The organism is Tolypothrix sp. PCC 7712, from assembly GCF_025860405.1.
GTDB classification, from domain to species: domain Bacteria; phylum Cyanobacteriota; class Cyanobacteriia; order Cyanobacteriales; family Nostocaceae; genus Aulosira; species Aulosira diplosiphon.
The window spans coordinates 1534469-1560362 of the sequence record NZ_CP063785.1; the positions used below are offsets into that span (position 1 = coordinate 1534469).

Here is a 25894-nt window from a genome sequence, read left to right on the forward strand (position 1 = left end):
TCCATCATAATTAATCAATTAAACCTTCTTCACGGGCACGAACTTCGGTTTGGATTCGCATATTCTTACCGCTTTGCTTGCAGTCTTCGGGGTACACTCCCAACACATCCTGAATTTTCGTCCAGTAAGTGCGTACTGCTCGTTCTGATTTATACATTCGCTCGGCGATCGCTTTATCTGTCAAACTCTCTTCAAAAGCCAACCGCAACACCTCCAACCATTCGGGTTTGAGTTCGATACCTGTTTTGATGTCTTTGGTGTGAGTGCCACCTTGAAGTGCTAAATTAACTCGCATCAGCATTTGGGCTTCGGGTAATCCTTTATCTGCGATCGCAAACCCTGCTTGATGATTATCAATCTCGTGTTTAATCCGGATTAGCGCCTTTACATAACTAGTTTGCACCATGAAATTGCGATCGGGATGTTCCTTGAGCAATGTTTGCAACAGCTTAATTCCTGTATCAATTTCTGCTGTTTCCCCTTGCTGATTGGGAATCGACAAATCCATCATTATGATGTCAAAGTGTTGAGATTGAAGTAAAGTCAGTGTCTCTTTGGCTGTCTGAGCCTTCAGTATATTCGCTTCTGGATACTGTCTACTTAATACATCAAAAGTACCAGTCAAAATTAATTGATGGTCATCGACAACCAAAATATTCAGCTTTTTTTCCACTGGTAAATGCCCATAAAGTTGATGTTTTTCTAAGCTTACTACTGCCATTAAATTCTACCCATGTTAAATAAGGTGAAGTTTTTGGTTTAAGAATACAAATAAGTAACCACGCAAAATTAATTACAGTCATTGCGAGCGCAGCGTAAAGCCTTCGGCATAGCTTCGCTTAACGCGCAGCGTCTCGAAGAGAAGCAATCTCAACCCTTGCGATTGCTTCATTCCGCTCCGCTCCATTCGCAATGACATTTTGTAATTAATTTTGTTTAACTACTTATTGAAGTATGTGCTGATTTTAATTGAAGATAAAATTTTAATCTATGCACAAAAGTGCAAATCTAATACAGGATGCTTCTAATTGCACTTTTAGGGCCTTGGAATTGAGACTAAGAGTTGCCCCATTGTCGGTTAAGGGCAAAAGGGTAAGGGGAAGTTGTGGAGTAATACCAATTTGACAAAAGAATGCGACAGATTGTAGGAGCAAGGCAGTACCCATTGGTGTCAACTTAAAGTGAAACCCGCTCTTGTGCAAGGTTTCGCCCTCTCCCCCAGCCCCTCTCCCACGGGGAGAAGGGAGCCAGAGATTTAGTTCCCCTTCTCCTGCGGGAGAAGGGGTTAGGGGATGAGGGCGCGAGGTATTTGTACAACGCCCGCCCTATATCGCTTTTAGCTTAATTTGACACCAATGGGAACTGCCTTGCCCTCTAGAATATCATTGATGTCTCGCAAACATTATTTGATTAGGTATTACATAGCTTTAGCACCAGTACTAATCAAGCGCTTAAATAAACCTTCTGACCAGCCTGTTTCCTTCAAAACCGCAGATGAAGATACTTCTATATAAGCTTGTTCAATAAAAGCTAAGTCAATCATACACATACGACCGAGAGCATCTTTGAGATCTGCGCTTTTACCATCGTTTGTTAAACGTTTACCTACTTCGTAGATGACAGTCGCCATTGCAGGAACAACGTGTTGCGGGCCAATACCAATACGGACGTGAATGAGACCAATCTTCCACCGTCTTTCGGCGTAAGCATCCCCCCAGTTATCCATACCTGTAAACATTTCGTGAAACCATTGAATAAAGGTTTCCCGGAGGCGATGTATGCGACCACTGCCATCATGTAAAATCGCACTCATTTCCGGATCGCGTTCCAAGTAATCATAGAAATATTCAGCCATCTTTGGTGCTATTTCTAAACCCCAATCTGCCTGTGATTTGAGTAATTCTTTGTCCTCAGGGATCAAGCCAACACGCCGTTCTAAGATGGAGAAAAATGTATGTGGATCTAAGGTCATAGTTGAGCTTTCCTAACAATACGCAAAAAATTAGTGTTGGCTGGCGATTAAAAAGAAAGTAAATTACAGCACTTTTGAAGTAAGTGAGGTACATCATGAGTAATGAATAATGAGTAATGAGTAATGAGTAGGAAATTTACTTATTACTCATTACTTTTTTCAATTAGTTACTGTACTTCATAAATATCGCATCTGCTGTATTTAGTTTTACTTTGTAAATCGTAAATTTATCGCAGAAATTTGTTTTGGTTTTTGGATAACATCCGAAAACCAGAATGTTAGCTATATTTTGCTGGTAATTAACTAATTAAAGGTGCAATTTGAGCAACAGCACGTTTGATTTCTAGAAATAACAAGCCTTGTTTGACGGCAGCATTGGCTAATACCAATAAAACTGCATCAGGGCCACAGCTAACTACAATACCAAAGCCTTTTTCCCCTTCCACAACAATCCGGTCAATAGTGCCGCGCACTAATTCGCTACCAATACGTTCACCTAAAGAAAGCATTGCTGCTGACATAGCAGCAGTACGGTCTTCATCCATTTCTGCTGGTAGTACAGAAGCTAAAGCTAAACCATCAGGGCTAACTAAAGCTGCACCTTGAATGTTAGATGTTCCACTGACAAAGTTTTGGAGAACTTCTTGTAACATTGAAATATTAATCATGCTTTCTTCCTCAGTAATTATTGCTAAAGCTGGTTGATTAATTGCCAATGAATTGTTTTGTGAATCTATTGGCAAGTTGGCAGTTGTATCTGCAATCAAAAACATTTTGATAAACGTTCTTGGGAGGAGCCTGAGAATATTTCCCAAATGCATCAATGCTCATCTGCTTACTACAAAATGGATGTTTAAATTATTTGGGGGATGATGAGATTTAAAGCCTCTATAATTGAAGCTTTTTGAGTAGGATTCACCACAGTTAAAGGTGGTTGGTGATTTAAATTTTGCAATCCTAAAGCGATCGCTATTTTTTCCGGTTCCACAGTTCGGGGACAATCAGTATGAGTTAACCCTATCAGTATTGGAATCTGCACCCTTTGGTTAACGAAATCGAGAATCTGAGTCCCATAATGGAAATGTTCTGGGCGATGAGCATCCACAAGCAGGATGCAAGCTTGAACCTGACGAATCAGGATGTCCCACATAAAATCAAATCTGGGTTGTCCTGGTGTGCCATAAAGGTGAATTACTTGATTTGGTACTAGTGTGAGCAGCCCAAAATCCAACGCTACCGTAGTTTTAGTCTTCAGTAGCGCTAATTCATCTGTGCTGTTTTTATCGGTATCAACGGCCTCAATTTCACTAATAGTGCGAATCAAGCTCGTTTTCCCTGCACCTACGCTCCCTGCGATCGCAATGCGTAGGATTTCCATTTAAACCTCCGCAAGGATATTACTTTCCTAGCTACTAGGAAACGTTGGGACAGTTGAGATAATTGCAAATCTGTTTTCTATGAAGGTAAGGCAACAGGCATTACCCACAATGAATTTTAGGAATGCAAATAGACTCTGCGAGTACATCAGTAGTTTTCTTCTACTTTGAGAATTATGTCAGTAAATATTTATCCTCAGTGATGCAATTTACAAAGCAATTGCACCAGATATTTGCACCCTAAATTTTTGATATCCGTATAATAACGGATTTTACACTAGTATTATTTTCATTTTCAAACATTAAACTATTAAATTTTCTTATTTTGGCTATATATAAATGAATATACTCATCATTAATTCTTTATATTCTGCAGTATTTAGTTACTTTACAAGAATAAACAGTAATTACCAGTATTTAGCTGCTTTTATCTCTTTTTATGTAGCTTAAGCAAGTGTTGTCGCTTGATGACGCGTCTAATTGTTTCAGTATTCAGATATGTAAAAAAATCAAGAAATGTAAATTTATATTTTAGTTTCATCAAATATATGCTGTTAAGCAATGTAACTCCAATTACAAATTAGTGAGTTTTTGAATTAGCTGCCCTGGAAGCGAGCAAAATACCACACAATTATTCTGTAGAGAAATTTTGTTTGGATTTACAATTAATTACTGCTCATGAAGGCGATTTGGAGTTTGTGCTTGGTTGCTTGTTTCTGCTTTAGCTGGAGTGGAAACGCTGTTGCGGGGGAATTATCTCAAAGACTAGCAAATTTTCCCCAGTGGGAAAAATTAACTTCTGTGCAACCAGCCGTGGGGGATTTAGCTTATCCTGAGTGGATGGGAGGTTCTTGGCAAGTTACAAGTACATTGGTGAATTTAGTAGCACCTTTAGCACCAGATATTGTTACACCCGGATTTGAAGCTAATCGTCAACAACTCAATCAGCCTGTGAGTTTTCTGGTAAGATTTATTAGAGAAAATTTACCTGTTGCTCACTTAAAAATACTTCCGCAGATAGATGATAGTAAATCAACCACTTTTATAGCCGATAGAGCATTTAATAGTTTGAATTTGGCACGAGCTTATTTAGGTGATGCAGCAGTACTCTCAGTAAAAGTAGATCCAGATTCACCGAATCGTCAGATTACTTTATTACGTGGAGAACGGCAACTAGTTTCCATCGTCACAGCAAGGGCGACAGAAACTACATCTGATGGTAAATTCATCACTACAGAAGTTTTTCAACAACTGTTTAAAGGTGGTTCTCGTCCTTATTTCAATTCTGTAGAATCTACAACTTCCTATCACAAACTTTCTCCATCTAATCCAGCAATCGAAGCCGATCAAGTAACTGCTGTTTACCTATCACCTCAAGATCCAGATTACTTTACCGCAGGCTCAAAGCCAGTTGCTCTTTACCGTTATCGCCTAGAGTTTTCTCCCATTTAATAACTAAATCCTCCCTAAGAATGATTTCATGTTGTTGCTCTTGACTACATTGTAACATAAATGTAGTATAAAGATTCCAAGCTCAAGCTTACGCCCTTGGAAAGAGTGCATCATGACCAAATTTAGAGATATTCTGCATTACTTTCGTCCCTACTGGGGGCTGAGTATATTCAGTATTACAGCATCCAGCATTTACGAAATTATTGATTTGGTTGTACCTTATGCCATTGGACAAATTTTAAACATCTTATCTAGTCAACCATTAGATAAACCACTGGCAGATGCGATCGCCAATTTTTCCAACCTAATTAATTACCCAGTTAATAACAATCTATCTTTAGGTGTATTGCTGGGGATAATTTTTGTTGTAACTGTTGTGAGAGCGCCTACCCAGCCTTGGTTAACTAGTTGGTTTCATTGGGATATAGCATTAAGAGCGCGTCGAGAACAAACTCAAACAGCAATTGCTAAAATTCTCACTCTCCCACTAGAATTTTATGATGAAAATAACCCTGGACGTATTGCCGGTAGAGTAGCTAGAGGTCTTACGAATCACACTTGGACATATCCCGAAATTGCCGGTCAGTTAATTCCTAAACTGCTGCGAGTGCTGGGAATCTTTGTATTTATCATGTTAATTGATTGGCGGATTGCGACTTTATATCTAATTTCTTTTGTAATTATTCTGTGGTTCAGTTTGAAAGATTTACAAAGAATAATTGGGTATGAAAGCCGCCTAGATAAGTACATGGAAAATACCGAAAGTCGCACTTCTGAACTCATCACCAATATTAAAACGGTGAAAGCATTTGCCACGGAAGCAGAAGAACTCAAGCGACAACAGCAACGCTTAACTAGGGAACTGAAAGTAGTAGATTATCGCATCCACAAAGGTTACGTAAATCTGCTAACTTGGCAAAAAACTGTAATTCAGTTTTGCGTATTTACCATTTTGGGTTTAACTTTAGCAGCCACAGTAGGCGGAAAGATTTCTCTTGGTCATTTTGTGATGACTTTAACTCTTTCCAGCATGGCTTATGCTGAATTAGAACCGATTAGCAACCTCGCAGAAGTGTTTGCGCGGCGCTATTCTTCGATGATCCGGTTTCACGAATTTTTGCGCGAGCCAGTTGGTGCTGAAGCAAAGAGTTTGTTAGCTGAAACTAGCGAAAGAGAATTGCCTTATCAATTTACCGGCAAAATCGAATTATCCCATGTCACTTTTGGCTATAGTGCCAACCGTCTAGTTCTACAAGATATCAACTTATTAATTGAGCCATACCAAACAATAGCCTTAGTTGGTCGTTCTGGTTCTGGTAAATCGACCTTAGTCAAGCTGTTGTTACGCTATTTTGACCCGCAACAAGGCCAAATTCTGATTGATGGTCAAGATATTCGCACATTAGATGTAGGTAATTACAGACGCAGACTAGCGATCGTTCATCAAGAAGTAGATATCTTCAACGGCACTGTGTTAGATAATCTCACCTATGGTAGACCAAATGCCACTTTGGAGGAGGTTAAGGAAGCCTGTAGGATTGCCAGAGTTGATGAAGTCGTACAACACCTACCCCAAGGTTATTACACCGTAGTTGGGGAACGTGGTGTGAGATTATCTGGTGGACAAAGACAGCGCTTAGGAATTGCCAGAGCCTTGCTAGTAGAACCAGACGTGCTGGTTTTTGACGAAGCAACCTCCAGCCTAGATTACGAGTCTGAGCGTTCCATTCAGTTGGCGATGCGATCAATTCAAGGTACTCGCACCACAATTATCATTGCTCACCGCCTAAGTACAGTGCGAGAAGCCGATAAAATTGTCGTTCTCGATGCGGGAAGAATTGTAGAAGTGGGTAGCCACGAAGAACTGTTGCGCCAAGAAGGTATTTATCGCCGCTTGCATTCCTTGCAAGAAACAGGCGAACTCCTGAGTTAGTTTAAAGGCGGTGGTAGCCACCACCGCTATTTTTTCAGGGATTCCCAAAAATCAATACCCATTCCTGGCTCGATATGACTGTTTCTCCACCTACTCGTAGTAGTCTGCCAAAGTCTTTTTGACAGGCGGGGGAAAGGTGAAGGGGAAAAGGGTAAAGGCTTTAAACCCTTCCCGACACCTGTCAATATTTGTGTGTTGAACTAGTAGAGACGCGATCAATCCCATCTCTACCCAGATCCCCTGCTGTCAAGGCGAGGAAATATTTTTTATTTATTATTCCCTAACCCCTTGCCATTTATAAAAATTGGCGCTACTATTATAAATCGTGAGACAAATGGGTCGGTGTCCGAGTGGTTAATGGAGACGGACTGTAAATCCGTTGGTTTACGCCTACGCTGGTTCAAATCCAGCCCGGCCCACCACTTCACAGGTAGGAGTTATAATCTCTGAGAGATTGGTAAAGCTCACAAGATTATAGCTCTTAACTCAAAATCAAAGTTAAGTTTGCCCGTGTGGCTCAGTGGTAGAGCACACCCTTGGTAAGGGTGAGGTCACGAGTTCAATCCTCGTCACGGGCTTTTTATTCCAATCTATCTAACTTTGTCTCCTGTTGTCAATTACTGCACTATTTGTCCGTGTTGACAAATTTCTATTACTGAGAATGACTTGTTCACTGACCAAATAAAGGCTGCTCTTAACACATTAAATGTCATTATTGCTGAGTTTATTTACTAATTTCTCAAGTCAAAAGATTGGACTCGTGACCTCTTTTAACCCACCTTTTAATTTATGAAAGGGAACAGGGAATAGGGAACAGGGAATAGGCAACGGGCAACTCTTAAAACTAAGCCACCCACAAGGGGGAGCCAGTCTCGTGGGCGGGTTTCCCACGCCAGTCCGCACAACGGGGGGAACCCCCGCAAGCGGCTGGCTCGACTTGAGAGAACTGGCGTTGGGGTTTCAACCAACAAGCGCGATACAAGGATTATTTCGCCCACAATTCCACTCGGCTTAAAACCAAGATCCGGGCTACTTTTTTCTTCTGTTCCCTCTTGCCTGTTCCCGCCCCGTTGGCGTAGCCTCTCCGCAGGAGAAGGGGCTGGTAAATAAGAACTTTCAAACCGCCTCAAGCTGGGAAACTCTTTCGGATGAATCCTTCAGATGCTTTACTGCACGTGTGGCTGCACTCACCGCCCAAGCAACTGGCTTCCCTACGGAATTCCAAAAATCAAATATGAATCCTATGGCTTTAGCACAGATGCGTTAGCGATAGCGTAACGCATCCTACGTGCTTCAAAAATCAAATATGAATCCTATTTCAAACTAATGTTATTAAATACCGACAGAAGGTAGCTGGCCTTGTAATAAATCAAATTTAGATTGAGTGCAACTAGCACAGTTGCAACCAGCTTGCTCGAGAATTGAATGAGATGCTGCAGCCATTTTGGGCGCTACTAATTCAGAACTTGGTTGTGCAGATACTACTAAGGTGACTTGTGTAGTAGATGCAGATTGTAGGCTGGAAGCTTGTGCTGGATTAGCTACCCACAGAATAGAGGCTAGAAAAACAGGAAAGGCAAGCAACATCAATTTGATTAAGTTCATAAATTCGCAAATACAGACTACTTTTGATAGAGAATAGTTAAACCGAGATTACTACAATCAATGACTGGTAAATTTCTCAATTGTTGCCTAGATTTCAGCATCAAAGCTAAAGTCTTTGGTTATACAAATTAAACCTGTTTAGACAGGCTTGATAGTAATCCAATTATGAAATAAACCTTTGATAAGATAGATTCTTATCGATACATGAGATTAGCATATCTAGGCTAAGACAAACACTTAAGTATTTTATTGTTTTGTATTACTTAATTTATACCTAAATGGTTAATCAGGCAATACTTTTGACCAAATCAGCAATTCTCCTTGTTCGCCGCCTGCTGCCAGATAATTACCTTGGGGATGCCAAGCTAGGCAAGAAAATCCTGCTGATACACCTGTAAGAATTTGACTAACTTCTTGGGCGTTATCCCATAGACATAGCCAGCCATCAGCGGCGGCGGAAGCCAAAAGGAAGCTGTTTGGTGCAAATGCGATCGCACATATTACTTCTACATGATTAGTTAAAACTCGTGCTTCCCAACCAAGGGAATCATCTTCTAACTTTTCCCAAACTACAATACCTTCGACGCTGGAGGAGGCTAAAATTGGCGCGCCTAATTGAGTGGTAGCTTCTGACCATGCTAATTGGCGAATTTTACCAGGAAAGCCGCGCATTACCCAAGGGTCAGGGTTACCCCACTCCAAAACGGTGACGCTGCGATCCATGTTGCCAGAAGCTAGGAATTTGCTATCGGGTGACCATGCCATAGCTACACTCACAGTAGGCATGGATAAGATGTATGGTTCATCATCCCAGTCTTGAGTTTGCCAAATTTTGACTCCCTGATAACCGCTAATGGCTAAGTATTGCCCATCCTTGCGCCAGTCAATCCCCAAGACTGAAGAGTTATCGAAATTTAGGGTAACGACAATATCATTAGTCTCTGCATCCCAAACTTGCACATAACGCCCCAAACTAAACGCTAGTTGGTTACTAGTGTGGTTCCAAGCCAGTTTATCAACCCATGCAGGGGCATTTTCTAAGGTGGTAATTAATTCGTTATCTTGCCAAATTTTTACCTGTCCATCCTGTCCGCCAATAGCTAAGAAATTGCCATCTGGGGAAAAGGCGATGCAGTCTGCTGATTTACCATTCGCAGCTTGCAAGGTAATTAAATCAGCATCATTCCACATTATCACCTCCCCAGCCGCAGAAGTTGCCGCTAAGTTTTTACCATCAGGCGACCAAGCGATCGCAGTGACATAATCTGCAAGTAGTCCCGAAGAGTATTCTTCAAATTCCTGGGTTTTGGTGGTTGTGGGGTTCATAGGTTAGGTATTGGGGAACTCGGGGCCCCCTCTGGGGATAAGGGGTAATGGGGATTGGGGAAAGGGAAAGGGGGAAAGGGAAAGGGGGAAAGGAAAATTACCAATTACCTATTACACAATGCCCTATGCCCTATGCCCCATGCCCTATGCTTATATTTTCAAACTAAACAGGCTAAGAAATCTTGTTTGAGTTTGGCTTCGTCAAGGTTGCGACCGATGAAAACTAGTTCGTTTTTGGGGGTTTCATTGGGCTTCCAAGGGCGATCGGGTCTGCCATCAAAGATCATATGCACACCTTGGAAGACAAAGCGATTTTCTTCTCCGGCAATATTTAAAATGCCTTTCATGCGGAAAATATCGGGGCCTTGGGTACGTAGTAACTCGCTCATCCAATTGTTTAATTTTTGTCCATCGATTGCGCCTTGTTCTACCAAAGCTACAGAATAAACTGTTTCATCATGTACGTGGGCATCTTCACCTAAAAAGTTAGGATCTATTTCTAAAGCGCGATTTAAATCAAAGGCGTTGACACCCAATAAGGCATCCATTGATAATTCTGAATTGCGGGTACGGTAGATTTTTGCTAATGCATTCATACCCCGAATCCGTCTTTCTAGTTCTTCGAGAACATCGGGTGTGACTAAATCCGTTTTATTTAATAAAATTACGTCTGCAAAAGCAATCTGTTCTTGGGCTTCGTCGGCTTCCCAATGCTGCCAGATATGTTTGGCATCAACAACTGTCACGACTGCATCTAAAGCCAGTTGGCTTTGCATATCTTCATCGACAAAGAAGGTTTGAATTACTGGTGCTGGGTCAGCTAAACCTGTAGTTTCAATTACTAAATGGTCAAACTTATCGCGCCGCTTCATTAAGTTACCAATGATGCGAATTAAGTCACCTCGAACTGTACAACAAATACAGCCGTTATTCATTTCAAAAATTTCTTCATCGGCATCAATAACCAATTGATTATCAATGCCGACTTCCCCAAATTCATTGACGATAACGGCGACTTTTTTACCGTGTTCGTAGGTGAGGATGTGATTTAGTAAGGTTGTTTTACCTGCACCGAGATAGCCAGTTAAAACAGTTACAGGTACAGAATTAGATGTTTCAGCAGAGATCATAATCTCAAAGTAATTGTAGTGATAATCATTATCTGCCTATGATAGCGCTTGTTAAAGTTTAGCTACACTAGCGTCAGCAGCGTGGGCTGAAGATTATTTTAACCAAGGAGTTCCTTGGGGTTAGGTTAGGCGTTATGCTCAGGAATCTTATCTAGTCTGCCAAAGTTGTTTTGACAGGCGGGGGAAAGGGTAAGGGGAAAAGGGTAAAGGTTTAAAATCCTTCCCCTTTCCTCAATCTACACTTGTCAATATTTGTGTGTTGAACTACTACTCTTGCAATAACGCAACTGCCAGCCATCAGCAGTTGGCTGTTGTTATTTATATTATCAAATTTGCAATTGTAGCATTTTTGTGAGAATTTCCTCTTTCTAATCAAACATACTCTTAAAAGATGATTGATTTGGCAGTAAAAGGAAGTGAAAAAGACAAAACTGCTGGAATTATGTCTCCAGGAATTTTTCTCTATAAAACCATAATGCATTATCCATCAAGAAAATTTTTAAATCATTGATATTTTTTTATCTGATTAATTAAAAGACAAAAATCCTTTAGTTATGTCTTATCTCCTATTTTTAACTATTGAATACTCAGTTGATATCGTTGAAAATAGATTCAAGAGTTAAGCAAACAAAAGCTTAATTCCCAAACAACTCACTTATACCAGGTAAAACAATCATGTCTAGAATTACAATTTCTGACTTGGCTATCGACTCCAATTCTTTCATCAATGAAGTAGCTGAAACTGAAGCTGCATTTGTTAACGGTGGTAGCTTGGATACATTTAACGCTGGATTCGGTAAATTTGTAACAACCTTAGCTTTCATCTTATTAAAGGCATACAAAATAGGTTTAAAAGCTGAGATAGTGTCCCAGTTTCTCAACCTTGGTTAATAGCTAATATTGGAGATTACTTTCTAGGACTAATAATAATTTGTCCATAGAAAATTGAATTAGTAAATAACTTGTCAGTAAGGTGCGTTAATCTTAAGATTAACGCACCATTCTGTATAAAAATGCGTTCTGTGCTTCAAGCAATTGCTGAAAAAATTATGCATTATAAGCGCCATAATATTATGCCTATAACCCCGAATTCTTAAATAATTCGGGGTTCTAAGCTATATGTATAATCTAAATATTATGAAGCTATCCTGAGCAATTCCTGAACTGGTTGAGAGTAAGTATCTGATTCAAAATGAGGAATAATCTCTAATTGAGCAATTTGTTGTTTTAGCCAATCTGTGAATAAATCACCCATAATCTTTAAGCATAACTGCTCGTCTAATTTTGGTTGAATGATTTCTTCTACCCAAATTAGATGAACTTTTTGGGCGATCGCAATGGGTTTGAGTAACTCTGGAGGATTAGCAATAAACACTGCAGATGCAATATCTGGTTTAAATTCGTGGCGATGTTTAATTCCCCTATAGCCTCCAGCGCGACGGATTTCGGGACTTTGGATATGTTGACGAGTGACATCTTGGAAGGTGATTTCACCTTCGCTAACTGCATAAAATAATTCCCAAGCTAAATCTTCATCATCCAAGACAACTTCATAGGTAACAGCAGCTAAATAATTTAGTTGATTTTCATAAAAGTATGGCTCAACTTTATCGGCAAATAAATGATGCGCTAATTTAACGGATATCAAGTTTCTTTCTGCTAGTTGTTCAAAATCTTCTAGAGAAAGATAATGTTTTTGTAGCCAATTCCAAGTATCTTCGGCTTTGATGAGTCGGTTGGCTGCGCGCAAAGCATCAGCCGCCTGTTGTAGTTCTTCTACTTCTACTTTAATACCTGCTTCTCTGGCTGCGTTAGAGATAATTTTGTGAGTGGCGATCGCTTCCAATAAATTAGGTACTTGGCAGGAAATTTTTACTTGATCAATGATTTCTTTTTGAGATACATTCAAAATTTTTGACATTTGCTATTCCTCCGATATTTTTAATTAATTTAATCAGCCATTAATTACAGGTTTAAACCACCTTTTTGTAATTGTTTAAACGGATCTAAGATAAAATCTATGAGGCGACGCTGACGGACAATTACTTCGGCTGTTGCTGTTTGTCCAGGGGTTAATGGTATAGGTTTATTACCAACTTGGATATAAGATTGATTTAGGGCAATTTCCATTTCAAAAACTTCTATTTTACCTTGGGGAGTTTCCATTAATTTGGAATCTGGTGAAAGTCGAATGACTTTACCTGTTACTACTCCATAATCTTGGAATGGATAGGCATCAAACTTAACTTTGACTGGCATTCCTACTTTCAAAAAACCACTTTCTTGACTAGGTATATTAGCTTTCATCACAAATGGAATGCCCTGTGGAGAAATTCGGGCAATGGTTTCACCAGTTTGGACAAATACCCCTGGTTTTTTAATTGGCATATTAAAAATTACACCATTAAGAGGTGATTTAACCAATCTTTGTGCCATTTGGATTTTGATGGAAGTAATTTGGCTTCTGGTTTGGGCGATTTCTGATTTCAGACTAGTAATTTGGGTTTGCATATCTTTCAGTTGTTCCTGATTTTTTAACAAAGCCAATTTACCAGCATGGACTACAGTTTTATAACTATTTTGTTGTTCTTGTAGTCGCAATTTGGCTTGCTGAATATCTGCCTGAGCTTGACGCATTATTCCCTGGTAGCGGTTTTGTTCTTCTTGGAAGCGTAATTTTGCTTGTTTAACATCTGATTCACTTTGTTCAAACAGTCTTTCACTTTCATCAGCAATTTTTTCCAGTTCTACAACTTTAATTTGAGGCACTGCACCCTGGTTTCCTAGGGGTCGGTAACGTTGAATTTCTAATAAATCTCTTTGCCAACGACTTGTAGATAACTTATAAGCAGTCTGAGTGGAAATTTGGTTTTGTTCAGCTTGACTAACTAATGCTAGTTTCTCCAGTTTTTGTAGATTATAAGTACTCTGTCTCGCATCTAAATTTTGCTGTGCTTGATTGACTTGGGCAAGTTTTTCTAATTCTTGAGATTGGTTTTGTTGTTCTTGAACACCAATTGCTAATCGTAATTGGTTTTTGAGGAGTTCTACTTGTGCTAATCGATTTTGTAATCCCTCTAACTTTGCTTGTCCCTGTTGTAAATCAGTTTTGAGGACATTAGAATCTAGTTCTACAAGTAACTGGCCTGCTTTTACAGTTTCGCCTTCTTTCACCTTGACAGCAATAATATTACCAGCAGCTTGAGAGTCTAATCTGAGAGTTTCACCTAATGGTTCAATACGTCCTCTCGCACTTCCTGTCTCATCAACTTGTGAAAGCATTGCCCAAGGTAAGGCGATCGCACTAAAACCCACCAGTAAATATAATAAGGATCTTGTCCAACGTCTGGGTAAGGCATCTAGTAGTTCTTCTGTACCATAATGCCAATCATGAGCATGATCTGCTTTAGCTTGATTGTCTTCAATACTTGTTGATTTATTACTTGCTTGCTCAGTTAATATCGATGATGAATTATTAGCAGGATTAGGCATAGTAGAATAATGAGTTTCTCAGATTTACTGAAACAATAAACTGCTATTTAACTTGAATATATGCACCAAAAAGTCTAACTTAGCAATCAAACTGCTTGGGCGAGTTGTTGTTGATTGAGGTAGTAATAATGACCTTTCTTGGCGATTAATTCCTCATGAGTACCGCTTTCTATTAATAAGCCGCGATCCAACACCAAAATCACATCAGCATTGCGGATTGTAGAGAGACGGTGGGCAATAATTAAGCTGGTACGCCCGCGCAAGATTGTATTTAAATTGTTCTGAATAATGCGTTCTGATTCTGCATCTAAATGACTGGTAGCTTCGTCAAAAATTAATAAGCGCGGATTACCTAATAAAGCACGTGCAATTGCTAGACGTTGACGTTGTCCACCAGATAGCATTCCACCACCTTCACCGATTTGGGTTTCGTAACCCATTGGTAATTGTTGAATAAATTCATCTGCACCAGCTAAACGCGCTGCTGAAATAATTTCTGCTAAAGAAGCTTCTGGAACAGCGATACTAATATTTTCGCGAATTGTACCGCCAAATAAAAACGTATCTTGATCGACAACACCAATTTGAGAACGTAGCGATCGCAACGCTAAACTATTAACATCATGACCATCAATGAGAATTTTGCCGTCTGTGGGCGGATATAAACCTAAAATCAGTTTAGCTAGGGTGGTTTTTCCGGAACCACTACGTCCTACCAAGGCTACTGTTTGTTCTGGCTGAATTTCAAAATTTAGGTTTTCCAGGACATTAATATCACTATCAGGATGATAGCGGAAGCTCATATTCTCAAAGCGAAGATGACCGCGAATTGCTGATAAAACTTGACGTGGTTGATGGTGTAAATCTTCTTCTGGTTCGGCTGCAAGTACATCATTAATTCGTTCCGTGGAAATAATTACTTCTTGTAATTCATTCCAGAGAACGGTGAGACGTTGAAAGGGATTAATGACGTTACCTAACAACATATTGAAAGCAACTAATTGCCCAATTGTCAGTTGATTTTGAATTACTAGCCAAGCACCAAACCAAAGTAATCCTGTAGTGGCTAAAGTTTCAATGGTCGAACTAAAAACTTGCATTCGGTTACCAATTACTTGACCACCAAACATTTTTTTAGTCAAATTATTCAGTAATTCTTCCCAACGCCAGCGCACAGTTTGTTCAATTGCCATTGAGCGAATAGAACGAATACCAGTGAGAGATTGAATTAAATAACTATTCTCCTTAGCTAAAGCCTGAAAAACTTCTCGACTAATCCGCCGAAAGAAGGGTGTAGCAACTATTGCCAAAATTAAAAATGGCGGCACAATTGCTAGTGCTAACAATGCCATTTGCCAGCTATACCAAAACATTAATCCCACATAGATAAATACTGTCAATAAATCTAAAACAATTGACAGGGCTTCACCTGTAAGAAAACGCTGGATTTTCTGATTTTCTTGCACACGAGAAATAATATCACCGACGTAGCGCGACTCAAAAAATGCTAAAGGTAAGCGGAATGTATGTTTGATAAAACCTACCATTAACGCTACACCGATGCGGTTAGCTGTGTGATCTAGCAAGTATTGTCTGAGTCCATTGAGGGCGACACGAAATAATCCAAAAATTACTAAGCCACAACCTACAGCAGTTAAGGTGAGAGTGCTACCTTGAACAATTACTCTATCCAAAAGTAATTGAGTGAATAGAGGCGTAATTAATCCAAATAACTGGATAAATACAGAAGCAATAAAAACTTCTAGTAAGACTAACCAATGAGGTTTAACTAACTCAAATAACTGCCAAAATGGTGTATTGGCTTCTTCGCTTTCTTTGAAGAGGGCGGTAGGTTGTAATAATAAAGCATAACCAGTCCACCCAGATTGAAATTGAGTATGGGTAAGGGTACGTTGACCGATCGCCGGATCGCCCACAATTACCTGTTTTTTGGTAACCTCATAAACGACAATATAATGATTACCCTCCCAATGAGCGATCGCAGGTAGTGGTTGTTGAGCTAATTTGTCTAGGCTAGCTTTAACTGGACGGCTAGCAAAACCAATACTTTCAGCTGCTGTGGCTAAACCTCGCAGTGAAACCCCGACGCGGTTGACGTTAGCTAACTCTCGCAATCTATTGATACTAAAGCGTTTACCCCAATAGCGCCCTAGCATAACTAAACAAGCTACACCGCAATCGGTAGCACTTTGTTGTTCAAAGAAGGGATAGCGTTGAGTTAATTTTGCCCATAAATGTTTGGCTTTGACTTGAGGAGTGGGGAAATAAGCCCGTGGTTGGGGCTTCTTGGGGGTAATGTTTGCGGGAAAGGGGATAACATTGGGAATTGTAGATTGGCGATGATTTTGAGCTTCTTGAGAATTAGTCAACTCTGCTAATTGCTTTGCACGTACCAAAAGGCGATCGCAGATTTTAGGATATTTAGTCATCAAAGTCTGCAATATATCGATGCTGAGATAACAGAGTTTTAAATTTGTTGAAGCCCTCGCCGCATAAAAGCTCAAGTTTTCTTGAGGAAACAAGGTGATTTCACCAAATGATGACCCAACTGCAAGAGTAGAAATTAAGTTACCATCACTATCTAGTAATCTGACTTTACCCGTCAGCACTACATAAATTCCCGCTTGAGCATCTTTTGATTGCCAAAATAGTTTTGCTACGGCTGGTTCCACAATTTCAATTTTTGCCCAGCAAGTCTGCAATTCTCTGTCTGTAAGGTTTTCACCTAAGGTTTGATTCAGTAATTGACTTAATTGTTCTTGGGAAAAATTTGTTTTCATTCTTGCTTTGATATTCCAAATTTATCTATTAATTTGAACTAGATTGAATGATTGATATATATGAGCATCACTGTGAGATTGTAAGTCACTAATTCTTACACCAGTCACCTTAATTGCTGGAGACTCTACTTTTTTAGATGAGCGTTGTTTTTGAGTAGCTAAACCCATATCTTTGAGTAAGCGATTAATGTGACGATTGCTAATCTCAATACCAAATTCAGTAGCCAAATGTTTGCTTAACCATTGAGATGTCCAACTACTAAATGCATAACCATAATTGCGGGGGCTATGACTGAGCAATTCTTTTAATCTGGCTATATATTGTTGGTTTACTGTTTTTGGTCTACCGATTAGTTTTTGTTGCCATTGCTCCGCTAAACCTGCTTTGGCAATAGTAATCCAGTAACGTGCCATTTCCTGAGAACAACCTAAAATCTGGCAAATTTCTGTTTGGGATTTACCCATATCTGCCAGCAGCATAATCTCTAATCTCTTACGATATTCTGGTTGCAGATTCCCTTGTAAATTTTTTAATAAATTCTGATGCTGTTCGGGGGTAAAAAACTTATTTTCAATATTTTCAAACTTATTTCGTGACATACAATTGACCATTAAATCTAAATTGTTTCCCAATAAATCTACCGTTGTGCTGTCCTGAAGATGGCACAAACTATTGAGGAATGCTCAAACTTTTTATCTTATTTACCCATTGATGAATTTGTTACTTTGTGAGACAAGATTTTTAACTCGCTTCTTTGCAATAGTAAGCGCAGCGTCTCACAGAGAAAAACGCCAAGAGGAGCAGATAATCATTCAGTAAAATTTAATACAAAACTGGTATCAGAAATAATTAGCTGTCAATAATTATCTCTGTTAATTTATGCCATTGTTTAACAACAAATAGAAACGCCAGGACGTAAAAATCATAACAGAGCAGTTATGTTTAACTGTCATATTGGGTAGTTGTAGATGCTTAACCCATATGATTTTTTGGTTAACAGATTTATGTAATTAGTAGCTATCTGAAAACCAGTTAATTGTGGTAGCAACAAAGCATCACACTGTGTATTCACGCACTATATTGTTGTAGTCTCTCATCTGAGAGAATGTCAAGGCTTAATTGCATGAAAAATCTGATTTTTAACGATTATTCCTGTGAATTGAACAAATTTATGGACATCAAAGCCCTGAAAATAGGTACTTATATTTGTGCATCTATCTAAAGATAGAAATTTAATTAAAATATTGGACGTATTAATTGAGACTGAATTTTTGTACAGGCAAATATGCAATAATTTCGGAAATTTTAGCTGCAAGTTATTGTGAATTGTAACTTACAAAAGTTAGCTTGATGCAGAATTAAGGTAACAACTAAGCTGATTGATCAGGAAAGAATCAGATAAAAAATTACTTAAAAATAAGTTACATACTTAATTTACAAATTTATACCAAATCAAAAAATGTTTGCGACACATCAATATATTCTAGAGGGCACGGCGTGCCTATTGGTGTCAACTTAACGTGAAACCCGCTCTTGTGCAAGGTTTCGCCCTCACCCCCAACCCCTCTCCCGGCGGGAGAGGGGAGCAAGAGATTTAATTCCCCTTCTCCCCCAGGAGAAGGGGTTAGGGGATGAGGGCGCGAGGTATTTGTACAACGCCCGCCCTATATAGCTTTTAGCTTAAGTTGACACGTATGCGGCGTGCCGTGCCCCTACCATCTGTTGCATTCTTTTTTCAAATTAGTATTACTCAACAAAAAAACCGAATAATAATTTTGGAGGGGGTTTGGGGGAGAATCCCCCAATTCTTCTGGCTTCTTTAATCAGTAATAACAAATCAAAAAATGTTTGCGACGCATCAATATCTTCCAGAGGGTGCGGCACACGGTGCCCCTGTCATCTGTCGCATTCTTTTTTCAAATTAGTATTACTCAACAAAAAAACCGAATAATAATTTTGGAGGGGGTTTGGGGGACGCAACCGTCACCCAATCGGGGGTTTGGGGGAGAATCCCCCAATTCTTCTGGCTTCTTTAATCAGTAATACCAAATCAAAAAATGTTTGCGACGCATCAATATCTTCCAGAGGGCGCTGCACGCCATGCCCTTACCATCTGTCGCATTCTTTTTTCAAAATGGTTTTTTCTGACAACAGCGCTGAATAAACGGGTAAATATGATTTTGGGTTTAATTAAGTAAAAAAGGGAGTACGGCTTCGAGAACCTCTGCAGGGTATTCTTCATGTAAACCTAAAGAACCCGGAAGCACAACACTAGTTATCCCTGGTAACGCCGCCATAGCTTGCATTTCGGCTGTTGATTTCGGCGGGCCAGATTCGGAAATTATCATCATCAGTGGCGCAGAAAGTGACTGGATTAATCCCAGAAACTCAGATTGCTCATGCACTGCATCGATGTTACCAGTCACAAAGGCCGCCGAAGCAAATCGCGCTCCTGGTTTTTGAGTGGTTTGCCATTTCTTTTCCATAAAATGAGGAGTCAGTCTCGCCGCATCCACAAAGACATGGCGACGGTACATAAAATTTAAAAAAGATGGCAGAGTATTGAGTTTGTAGAGGAATTGCCCCACAATAGGCGATCGCACTAATCCTCTCACCATACCCGCAATTTGAGGATTTGCCCCCATTGTCGGTAAAGGGCCACGCCAAGTGGGAGCTACTAATACTATTTTGGCAAAAGCCGTAGGTTGTTTGACAGCTAATTGCAACACATAACTAGCCGCATGACCAGCAGCCAACACATTAATTGCTGTGTTAAATACAGCGTTAATAAAATCTGCTAAAAATTGCTGATATAACTCTGGACGGTAATCTAAACTGGGGCGAGAAGATTCGCCAAAACCAGGCCAATCTACAGCGACAACTTGAAAATGGGGAGCTAATAACCTCGCTAGTTCACCCATTTCTTCACGAGTGGATACGCTGCTGAAAGCCGGGAGTAGCAAAAGTGGCGCACCTTGTCCCAAGGTTTCGTAAACCACTCGCAAAGATTGGTTTTCCCAATTCCAGAGAAATTCTTTAACTACTCCACCAAATCCAACAGCATCATCGGTGGATAATAAATTGGTAGACATGAGTTTTTACTCGACACTCAGTATTTATTCTTCTAACTTACATTCCAGCGCTTTTTTTTGCATTGTTTTAAAAATGTTATAAAAACCGTTAGCGCGGGAAGGTGTGAGGCTGACATTTAAACCAGTGTCTTGAATAAAATCTGGTGTCAGTTGCACAATTTCTGTAGGAGATAAGCCATTTAAACCTTCAATTAATAGTGCTACTAATCCCTTAGTTAATTGAGAATCGGAATCTCCTTGATACTTAACTTTCCCTTCCTCCAAGCTGGCGGTGACATAAACCTGAGAAACGCAACCAGGTACTTTATTTTCTGCTACCTTGTCAGCTTCTGGGAACTCTGGCAACTTTTGAGCATACCAGATGAGCTGTTCATAGCGCCGTTTTGGGTCAGAAGCGCGTTGAAAGCGTTGCACAATTTTAGCAAGAGCAGGTGGTAAAGAGTTTGTAGAAGAAGACATAAAAGCAGCTGCAAATAAATCAGTCTTCTCTTGAGTGTAAATTATCTAGAGAGCGATCGCGTTTATCATGAGCATTTGCCAAAACTGAAAAGCTAGTACTTTCCATACCACTCAAGTTGCTTATGATATACATTGTAACTACACTGTAATTATGAGCCAGTTGAGATTCGAGTGGGACGAACGCAAGGCGAGATCTAATGAGCAAAAGCATGGTGTATCGTTCGAGGAGGCAGAAACTGCTTTTTATGATGAGAATGCTCGAGTAATATACGATCCTGAGCATTCTAGAGAAGAGGATCGCTACATACTTTTAGGTGTGAGTGATTCACTACGTTTGTTATTGGTCTGTCATATTTATCAGGACAGTGAGGGGGTTATCCGCATCATCTCGGCTCGAAAGGCTACGAAAAAAGAGCGTCAGCAATACTACAGTTTTTTCTTATGAAAGAAGAGTACGATTTCTCCCAATCTGTTAAAAATCCATATTTGAAGAAGCTGAAGAAGCAGGTGACAATTCGGCTGGAAGAAGATGTGGTTGATTATTTTAAAGCCTTAGCTGAAGAAACAGGCATTTCCTATCAAAGTCTCATCAATCTTTACTTACAGGATTGTGTAAAATCTCAGCGCAAGCCGTCTTTAGAGTGGGTAAGTAAGGTCTAACAAATAAATTACGCGTTTATCATGAGCATTTGCCAAAACTTGCGTGTTCATCTTTCAATAAGCAAGTATTGGCAGATTTCGCTTTTGTGTAAAATGCAGCATTAATATTTTTGGTGAAGCAATATCTCAAAAAATCGATGAAATACCAAAACCCCTTCAATGAAAAAACATATAAGCTCTCCCACAACAGTTCCGAGACACGGTAAAGTACAAATTAAAGTGTCCCACCTAACTTTAAATTAAGTACACAAGGAGCATATACAGATGGGGAAGGGGAGGTTAGAAGCATTCAGTGATGCCGTGATTGCAATTATTATTACAATCATGGTGTTAGAACTGAAGGTGCCGCATAGTGCTGATGTAGCTGCTCTGCGTCCGCTCATTCCAGTATTTTTTAGCTATTTGCTAAGTTTTATTTTTCTCGGTATTTACTGGAACAACCATCATCATTTATTGCAAGCAGTCCGTCACGTGAATGGACGTATTCTTTGGGCTAATGCACATCTGCTGTTCTGGTTGTCGGTAATTCCTTTCGCTACCGGCTGGATGGGCGAGAACCACTTTGCTCCTGTACCAGTTGCCCTTTATGGTACGGTACTTTTATTCTCTGCGATCGCTTACTATATTCTCACCTTGAGTTTGATTGGTCATCACGGTAAAGATTCAACTTTAGCGTCTGCACTCGGTCGAGACTTAAAGGGCAAGATATCACTAGTATTGTATGCTGTGGGAATTCCACTTTCCTTTGTTAACTCATGGTTAGCTTGTGGGCTATACATTATGGTTGCGGTGATGTGGTTGATTCCTGACCGTCGCATTGAAAGACATTTGACTTCGGAAAAAGCGCGATAAGATAACGCAATACCATTGTTGCGATCGCTATAACCAATGGGGCTAGAGATTAGCCCCTAATTCATATCTATAACTAAGGCTCAGAATGACATTCGTATTTTTTGAAGGTTTTAGTTGAGGAATCAACACTATTTCCGGCTTCAGGGGAACTGATAACACAGCTACAATAGTACCCTAAAGAAGGATTATGCCCGATTTTTGATTTTATGACTTCTGCTACAACCGTCAAAACTGAATACGAAGCGATTATTGGTTTAGAAACCCATTGTCAGCTGAGTACCAACACCAAGATTTTCTCTAGCAGTTCTACAGCATTCGGTGGTGACCCTAATACTAACATTGACCCAATTTGTATGGGTTTACCTGGGGTTTTACCTGTACTCAACCAAAAAGTATTAGAATATGCCGTCAAAGCGGGTTTAGCTTTGAATTGCCAAATCGCCAAATATAGCAAATTTGACCGTAAACAGTATTTTTATCCTGATTTACCCAAAAATTACCAAATATCTCAATATGACTTGCCAATCGCTGAACATGGTTGGTTAGAAATTGAATTGGTAGATGCTGATGGTAACCCCACTCGCAAACGCATTGGGATTACCCGTCTGCACATGGAAGAAGATGCAGGTAAATTAGTACATGCAGGTAGCGATCGCCTTTCTGGTTCTACCTATTCTTTGGTAGATTACAATCGTGCTGGTGTACCTTTGGTAGAAATTGTTTCAGAACCTGATTTACGTTCTGGACAAGAAGCAGCAGAATATGCTCAAGAATTACGGCGAGTTTTACGCTATCTGGGCGTAAGCGATGGCAATATGCAAGAAGGTTCTCTACGTTGCGATGTCAATATCTCTGTGCGTCCTATAGGACAAAAAGAGTTTGGCACAAAAGTAGAGATTAAAAACATGAACTCATTCAACGCCATCCAAAGGGCGATTGAATATGAAATTGAACGCCAAACTGCGGCTGTAGAAGCCGGAGAACGCATTATCCAAGAAACGCGGCTGTGGGAAGAAGGTTCGCAACGTACAGTTAGTATGCGGACTAAAGAAGGTTCTAGCGATTACCGCTATTTCCCGGAACCAGATTTAGCACCCATTGAGGTTTCTAACGAACAATTAAACAACTGGCGCGGCGAACTTCCCGAACTACCCGCACAAAAACGCCATCGTTATGAAACTGAGTTAGGGCTTTCGGCTTACGATACCAGAGTTTTGACAGAGGATCGGCCTGTAGCTGACTATTTTGAAGCCGCGATCGCAGCTGGTGCAAATGCTAAAGCCGCAGCAAACTGGATTACGCAAGATATCGCAGCTTACCTCAATAAGCAAAAACTCAGCATCAGCGAAATAGCTTTGACTCCCCAAAGCCTCGCTGATCTAATTGTTCGTATTGAAAAAGGTAAAATCAGCAACGCCCAAGCTAAACAAAAGTTACCAGATTTGCTCAATGGTATTCCTCCAGAGAAAGCTTTTGCTGGACAAGAACTCATCAGCGATCCGGCTGTCTTACAACCCATTGTTGATGAAGTAATCGCCGCCAATCCCAAAGAACTGGAAAAATACCGCAATGGTAATGTTAACCTCAAAGGCTTCTTTGTTGGGCAAGTTTTGAAAAAGACCGAAAAACGCGCTGATCCGAAGCTGACTAATGAGTTAGTTGAGAAAGCCTTAAATTCTTAGGGTAATTGGTAATGGGTAATTGGTAATTGGTAATTCAATTTTGGATTGGCTTTCAATCTAAAATCTGTCTTGAAAAGTTTGCTACGGAGGGAAACCCTCCTTGCAACTTTTCGCAAAATCTAAAATCTAAAATCCCTAGTCCCCAATCCCCAATCCCTAATCCCCAATCCCCAATCCCCAAATAAAAGCGATCGCCCTACAAAAGAGCGATCGCTACGCTTCGACAGATAATCTAGATGGGAAAGCTTACTTCATCGTTGCTAAAACAGGTGCTACCTCAGGTTCTGCAATTTTTGGTGTTAACAAGCCACTAGCATAAATCTGGGGGTTCGCTTGCGAGATGATTGTATAAGATTGGCGAACTTGAGTATTCACTGCTACAGTCTTCACATCGTACATTTGCATAGCTACCTTGGGATAGAAGCCGATTCCAACAATTAGTACGATAAAGCAGGCAGCGATAAATACTTCGCGAGCATTAGCATCTCTGTATACTGCTTCAGTAGGTAGAACGCAATCTGTACCAAAACAAACCGCTTCATCTGCTTCTTGATTCTTCAAGCCTGCATCTGATAGGTCGCAGGTCAGTGCTTTACCAGTACCGTAGAATACTTGGCGTAACATGGAAAGCAGATAAATTGGTGTGAGAATCACCCCTACTGCGGCTAAGAAAACTGTAACTGTGCAGAACGTGGAACTGTAAACATCGCTGGTGGTGATACCCAAGAACACCGACAGTTCACCAGCAAAGCCACTCATCCCCGGAAGCGCTAGAGAAGCCATCGCGCCGACAGTAATTAAAGCAAATACTTTGGGCATTGCTTGACCCATACCACCCATTTCGTTCATCGCCATTGTGTGGGTACGGTCATAAGTTACCCCTGCTAGGAAGAACAGCAGCGATGCAATCAAACCGTGGGAAATCATTTGCAACATCGCACCATTGATTCCCAAATCGGTGAAGGACGCAATTCCTAGCAGGACAAAACCCATGTGGGAAATTGAAGAGTACGCCAAGCGACGCTTCATGTTTGTCTGAGCAAAGGAGTTTAACGCCCCGTAGATAATGTTGACTACGCCCAGAACGGCAATTACAGGTGCAAAGTAGACGTGGGCATTAGGGAGAAGCTCAAGATTTAAGCGAATTAAGCCATAACCGCCCATTTTCAAAAGCACACCTGCCAAAATCATCGAGACTGGTGCAGATGCTTCACCGTGAGCATCAGGCAACCAAGTGTGCATCGGGAAAATAGCCAGCTTGACACCAAAAGCAATTAACAATCCCGCATATAACAGCAATTCTAGAGCTATGGGGTAATCTTTCATCCCCAAGGCGGTAATATCAAAAGTCATTGTACCGCCACCGTAGAGCGCCATTGCCAGCGCTGCCACAAGAATAAATATAGAAGCAGCTGCAGTATATAGTAAGAATTTTGTGGCTGCGTAACGACGCTTCTGTCCACCCCAAATGCAGACGAGTAGATACACAGGAATCAACTCGACTTCCCACATGATGAAAAACAGTAGCAAGTCTTTAGCAACAAATACCCCTATCTGTGCTGCATACAGCACCAGCATCAGAAAGTAAAATAACTTGGGTCTGCGATCGACTCGCCAAGCGGAAAACATTGACAGTGTTGTCACAAAGCCAGCTAACAGCACCAACGGGAATGATAACCCATCGACCGATACAGCCCAGCTCAGACCTAACTGCGGCATCCAGGCATAACTTTCCACGAGTTGAAAACTAGCACTACTGGTATCGTAATGCTTCCAAAAGGCGTAGCACATCAAAACAAAATCTGCGATACCTACACCTAGGGCATACCACCGCACGCGCTTGCCATCTTTATCAGGCAGCACAGGGATGAGCAGGGAAGCAACCAGTGGTAGTAGGACAATCGCGGTAAGCCAAGGAAATTGATCCGCTATCATGTCAATGAGAAAAAATACTTATCTGTGAATAAAGATATTCTACTAGGCTTTGTTAACAAATATGAATAAATATTTACTTCTTTAGGCATAGATAAATCTACATTCTATTGATAGTTGTCAAAATCA

The 25894-nt window shown here is 40.3% G+C and carries 21 protein-coding genes and 2 tRNA genes; 9 read left to right on the plus strand and 14 right to left on the minus strand.

Going from position 1 to position 25894, the window contains the following annotated elements; genetic code table 11:
• Positions 1-10: 10 nt before the first annotated feature.
• The 4 genes from HGR01_RS06170 to HGR01_RS06185 form a co-directional block, all read right to left on the minus strand.
• A complete protein-coding gene (locus HGR01_RS06170; RefSeq protein ID WP_045869308.1) occupies positions 11-721 on the minus strand; it encodes a response regulator in 711 nt (236 codons plus the stop codon).
• Between the two features lie 696 nt (positions 722-1417).
• Entirely contained in the window at positions 1418-1972 is a 555-nt protein-coding gene (locus tag HGR01_RS06175; RefSeq protein ID WP_045869307.1) for a protoglobin domain-containing protein, read from the minus strand.
• A gap of 299 nt (positions 1973-2271) precedes the next feature.
• Positions 2272-2745, minus strand: a complete 474-nt coding sequence (locus HGR01_RS06180) for a roadblock/LC7 domain-containing protein (protein ID WP_369792171.1) — start codon at positions 2743-2745, stop codon at positions 2272-2274.
• Between the two features lie 80 nt (positions 2746-2825).
• Positions 2826-3350 carry a GTP-binding protein gene (locus HGR01_RS06185; RefSeq protein WP_194007723.1) on the minus strand — a complete coding sequence of 175 codons (525 nt, stop codon included), beginning with the start codon at positions 3348-3350 and terminating at the stop codon, positions 2826-2828.
• Between the two features lie 676 nt (positions 3351-4026).
• Between HGR01_RS06185 and HGR01_RS06190 the strand changes: the two genes are divergently transcribed.
• From HGR01_RS06190 to HGR01_RS06205, 4 genes are all read left to right on the plus strand, one after another.
• Positions 4027-4800, plus strand: a complete 774-nt coding sequence (locus HGR01_RS06190) for a DUF6816 family protein (RefSeq protein ID WP_045869305.1) — start codon at positions 4027-4029, stop codon at positions 4798-4800.
• A gap of 112 nt (positions 4801-4912) precedes the next feature.
• A complete protein-coding gene (locus tag HGR01_RS06195; protein ID WP_045869304.1) occupies positions 4913-6733 on the plus strand; it encodes an ABC transporter ATP-binding protein in 1821 nt (606 codons plus the stop codon).
• Positions 6734-7069: 336 nt separating this feature from the next.
• A tRNA-Tyr gene (locus HGR01_RS06200) sits at positions 7070-7155 on the plus strand.
• Positions 7156-7239: 84 nt separating this feature from the next.
• Positions 7240-7311: transfer RNA gene (locus HGR01_RS06205), tRNA-Thr, on the plus strand.
• A gap of 754 nt (positions 7312-8065) precedes the next feature.
• Here HGR01_RS06205 and HGR01_RS06210 read toward each other — a convergent pair.
• The 3 genes from HGR01_RS06210 to HGR01_RS06220 form a co-directional block, all read right to left on the minus strand.
• Positions 8066-8338 carry a hypothetical protein gene (locus HGR01_RS06210; protein WP_045869303.1) on the minus strand — a complete coding sequence of 91 codons (273 nt, stop codon included), beginning with the start codon at positions 8336-8338 and terminating at the stop codon, positions 8066-8068.
• Between the two features lie 282 nt (positions 8339-8620).
• Positions 8621-9664 (minus strand): WD40 repeat domain-containing protein, encoded by a 1044-nt coding sequence (locus HGR01_RS06215; protein ID WP_045869302.1) that lies wholly within the window; start codon positions 9662-9664, stop codon positions 8621-8623.
• A gap of 158 nt (positions 9665-9822) precedes the next feature.
• A complete protein-coding gene (locus tag HGR01_RS06220; RefSeq protein ID WP_045869301.1) occupies positions 9823-10794 on the minus strand; it encodes a CobW family GTP-binding protein in 972 nt (323 codons plus the stop codon).
• A gap of 675 nt (positions 10795-11469) precedes the next feature.
• Here HGR01_RS06220 and HGR01_RS06225 point away from each other — a divergent pair.
• Positions 11470-11685, plus strand: a complete 216-nt coding sequence (locus HGR01_RS06225; RefSeq protein ID WP_045869300.1) for a hypothetical protein — start codon at positions 11470-11472, stop codon at positions 11683-11685.
• A gap of 244 nt (positions 11686-11929) precedes the next feature.
• Here HGR01_RS06225 and HGR01_RS06230 read toward each other — a convergent pair whose 3' ends face one another.
• The 6 genes from HGR01_RS06230 to HGR01_RS06255 all read right to left on the minus strand — a co-directional run bounded on the left by HGR01_RS06230 (position 11930) and on the right by HGR01_RS06255 (position 20639).
• Positions 11930-12715, minus strand: coding sequence for a peptidylprolyl isomerase (locus HGR01_RS06230; RefSeq protein ID WP_045869299.1), 786 nt, complete (start codon positions 12713-12715; stop codon positions 11930-11932).
• 44 nt (positions 12716-12759) lie between these two features.
• Complete coding sequence (locus tag HGR01_RS06235) at positions 12760-14286, minus strand: HlyD family efflux transporter periplasmic adaptor subunit (protein WP_096622042.1); 1527 nt, start codon at positions 14284-14286, stop codon at positions 12760-12762.
• An 86-nt stretch (positions 14287-14372) separates the two neighbouring features.
• Positions 14373-17087: a peptidase domain-containing ABC transporter gene (locus tag HGR01_RS06240; RefSeq protein ID WP_045869297.1), complete on the minus strand. Its 2715-nt coding sequence runs from the start codon at positions 17085-17087 to the stop codon at positions 14373-14375.
• A gap of 21 nt (positions 17088-17108) precedes the next feature.
• Positions 17109-17687 carry a helix-turn-helix domain-containing protein gene (locus tag HGR01_RS06245; RefSeq protein WP_096622044.1) on the minus strand — a complete coding sequence of 193 codons (579 nt, stop codon included), beginning with the start codon at positions 17685-17687 and terminating at the stop codon, positions 17109-17111.
• Between the two features lie 1587 nt (positions 17688-19274).
• A complete protein-coding gene (locus HGR01_RS06250) occupies positions 19275-20180 on the minus strand; it encodes an alpha/beta fold hydrolase (protein ID WP_045869295.1) in 906 nt (301 codons plus the stop codon).
• A 24-nt stretch (positions 20181-20204) separates the two neighbouring features.
• Positions 20205-20639 carry a SufE family protein gene (locus HGR01_RS06255; protein WP_045869294.1) on the minus strand — a complete coding sequence of 145 codons (435 nt, stop codon included), beginning with the start codon at positions 20637-20639 and terminating at the stop codon, positions 20205-20207.
• Between the two features lie 151 nt (positions 20640-20790).
• On the opposite strand from HGR01_RS06255, the gene HGR01_RS06260 reads away from it, so the two are divergent.
• The 4 genes from HGR01_RS06260 (at position 20791) to gatB (ending at position 23833) form a co-directional block, all read left to right on the plus strand.
• Complete coding sequence (locus HGR01_RS06260; protein ID WP_045869293.1) at positions 20791-21084, plus strand: BrnT family toxin; 294 nt, start codon at positions 20791-20793, stop codon at positions 21082-21084.
• Positions 21081-21299, plus strand: a complete 219-nt coding sequence (locus HGR01_RS06265; RefSeq protein WP_045869292.1) for a DUF6364 family protein — start codon at positions 21081-21083, stop codon at positions 21297-21299. The genes HGR01_RS06260 and HGR01_RS06265 overlap by 4 nt, the downstream gene beginning before the upstream one ends.
• Positions 21300-21563: 264 nt before the next feature.
• The gene (locus HGR01_RS06270; protein WP_045869291.1) at positions 21564-22151 is read left to right on the plus strand and encodes a TMEM175 family protein; all 588 of its coding nucleotides are present in this window, start codon (positions 21564-21566) and stop codon (positions 22149-22151) included.
• 206 nt (positions 22152-22357) lie between these two features.
• Positions 22358-23833 carry an Asp-tRNA(Asn)/Glu-tRNA(Gln) amidotransferase subunit GatB gene (gene gatB, locus HGR01_RS06275; RefSeq protein ID WP_045869290.1) on the plus strand — a complete coding sequence of 492 codons (1476 nt, stop codon included), beginning with the start codon at positions 22358-22360 and terminating at the stop codon, positions 23831-23833.
• Between the two features lie 246 nt (positions 23834-24079).
• Here the strand turns inward: gatB and HGR01_RS06280 are convergent, their stop codons facing one another.
• Positions 24080-25768 carry an NAD(P)H-quinone oxidoreductase subunit 4 gene (locus tag HGR01_RS06280; RefSeq protein WP_045869289.1) on the minus strand — a complete coding sequence of 563 codons (1689 nt, stop codon included), beginning with the start codon at positions 25766-25768 and terminating at the stop codon, positions 24080-24082.
• Positions 25769-25894 lie beyond the last annotated feature (126 nt).

Coding starts and splice junctions, on each gene's coding strand:
- HGR01_RS06170 (WP_045869308.1), bottom strand. CDS start 721: ATGGCAGTAGTAAGCTTAGAAAAACATCAACTTTATGGGCATTTACCA.
- HGR01_RS06175 (WP_045869307.1), bottom strand. CDS start 1,972: ATGACCTTAGATCCACATACATTTTTCTCCATCTTAGAACGGCGTGTT.
- HGR01_RS06180 (WP_369792171.1), bottom strand. CDS start 2,745: ATGTTTTTGATTGCAGATACAACTGCCAACTTGCCAATAGATTCACAA.
- HGR01_RS06185 (WP_194007723.1), bottom strand. CDS start 3,350: ATGGAAATCCTACGCATTGCGATCGCAGGGAGCGTAGGTGCAGGGAAA.
- HGR01_RS06190 (WP_045869305.1), top strand. CDS start 4,027: ATGAAGGCGATTTGGAGTTTGTGCTTGGTTGCTTGTTTCTGCTTTAGC.
- HGR01_RS06195 (WP_045869304.1), top strand. CDS start 4,913: ATGACCAAATTTAGAGATATTCTGCATTACTTTCGTCCCTACTGGGGG.
- HGR01_RS06210 (WP_045869303.1), bottom strand. CDS start 8,338: ATGAACTTAATCAAATTGATGTTGCTTGCCTTTCCTGTTTTTCTAGCC.
- HGR01_RS06215 (WP_045869302.1), bottom strand. CDS start 9,664: ATGAACCCCACAACCACCAAAACCCAGGAATTTGAAGAATACTCTTCG.
- HGR01_RS06220 (WP_045869301.1), bottom strand. CDS start 10,794: ATGATCTCTGCTGAAACATCTAATTCTGTACCTGTAACTGTTTTAACT.
- HGR01_RS06225 (WP_045869300.1), top strand. CDS start 11,470: ATGTCTAGAATTACAATTTCTGACTTGGCTATCGACTCCAATTCTTTC.
- HGR01_RS06230 (WP_045869299.1), bottom strand. CDS start 12,715: ATGTCAAAAATTTTGAATGTATCTCAAAAAGAAATCATTGATCAAGTA.
- HGR01_RS06235 (WP_096622042.1), bottom strand. CDS start 14,286: ATGCCTAATCCTGCTAATAATTCATCATCGATATTAACTGAGCAAGCA.
- HGR01_RS06240 (WP_045869297.1), bottom strand. CDS start 17,087: ATGAAAACAAATTTTTCCCAAGAACAATTAAGTCAATTACTGAATCAA.
- HGR01_RS06245 (WP_096622044.1), bottom strand. CDS start 17,687: ATGTCACGAAATAAGTTTGAAAATATTGAAAATAAGTTTTTTACCCCC.
- HGR01_RS06250 (WP_045869295.1), bottom strand. CDS start 20,180: ATGTCTACCAATTTATTATCCACCGATGATGCTGTTGGATTTGGTGGA.
- HGR01_RS06255 (WP_045869294.1), bottom strand. CDS start 20,639: ATGTCTTCTTCTACAAACTCTTTACCACCTGCTCTTGCTAAAATTGTG.
- HGR01_RS06260 (WP_045869293.1), top strand. CDS start 20,791: ATGAGCCAGTTGAGATTCGAGTGGGACGAACGCAAGGCGAGATCTAAT.
- HGR01_RS06265 (WP_045869292.1), top strand. CDS start 21,081: ATGAAAGAAGAGTACGATTTCTCCCAATCTGTTAAAAATCCATATTTG.
- HGR01_RS06270 (WP_045869291.1), top strand. CDS start 21,564: ATGGGGAAGGGGAGGTTAGAAGCATTCAGTGATGCCGTGATTGCAATT.
- gatB (WP_045869290.1), top strand. CDS start 22,358: ATGACTTCTGCTACAACCGTCAAAACTGAATACGAAGCGATTATTGGT.
- HGR01_RS06280 (WP_045869289.1), bottom strand. CDS start 25,768: ATGATAGCGGATCAATTTCCTTGGCTTACCGCGATTGTCCTACTACCA.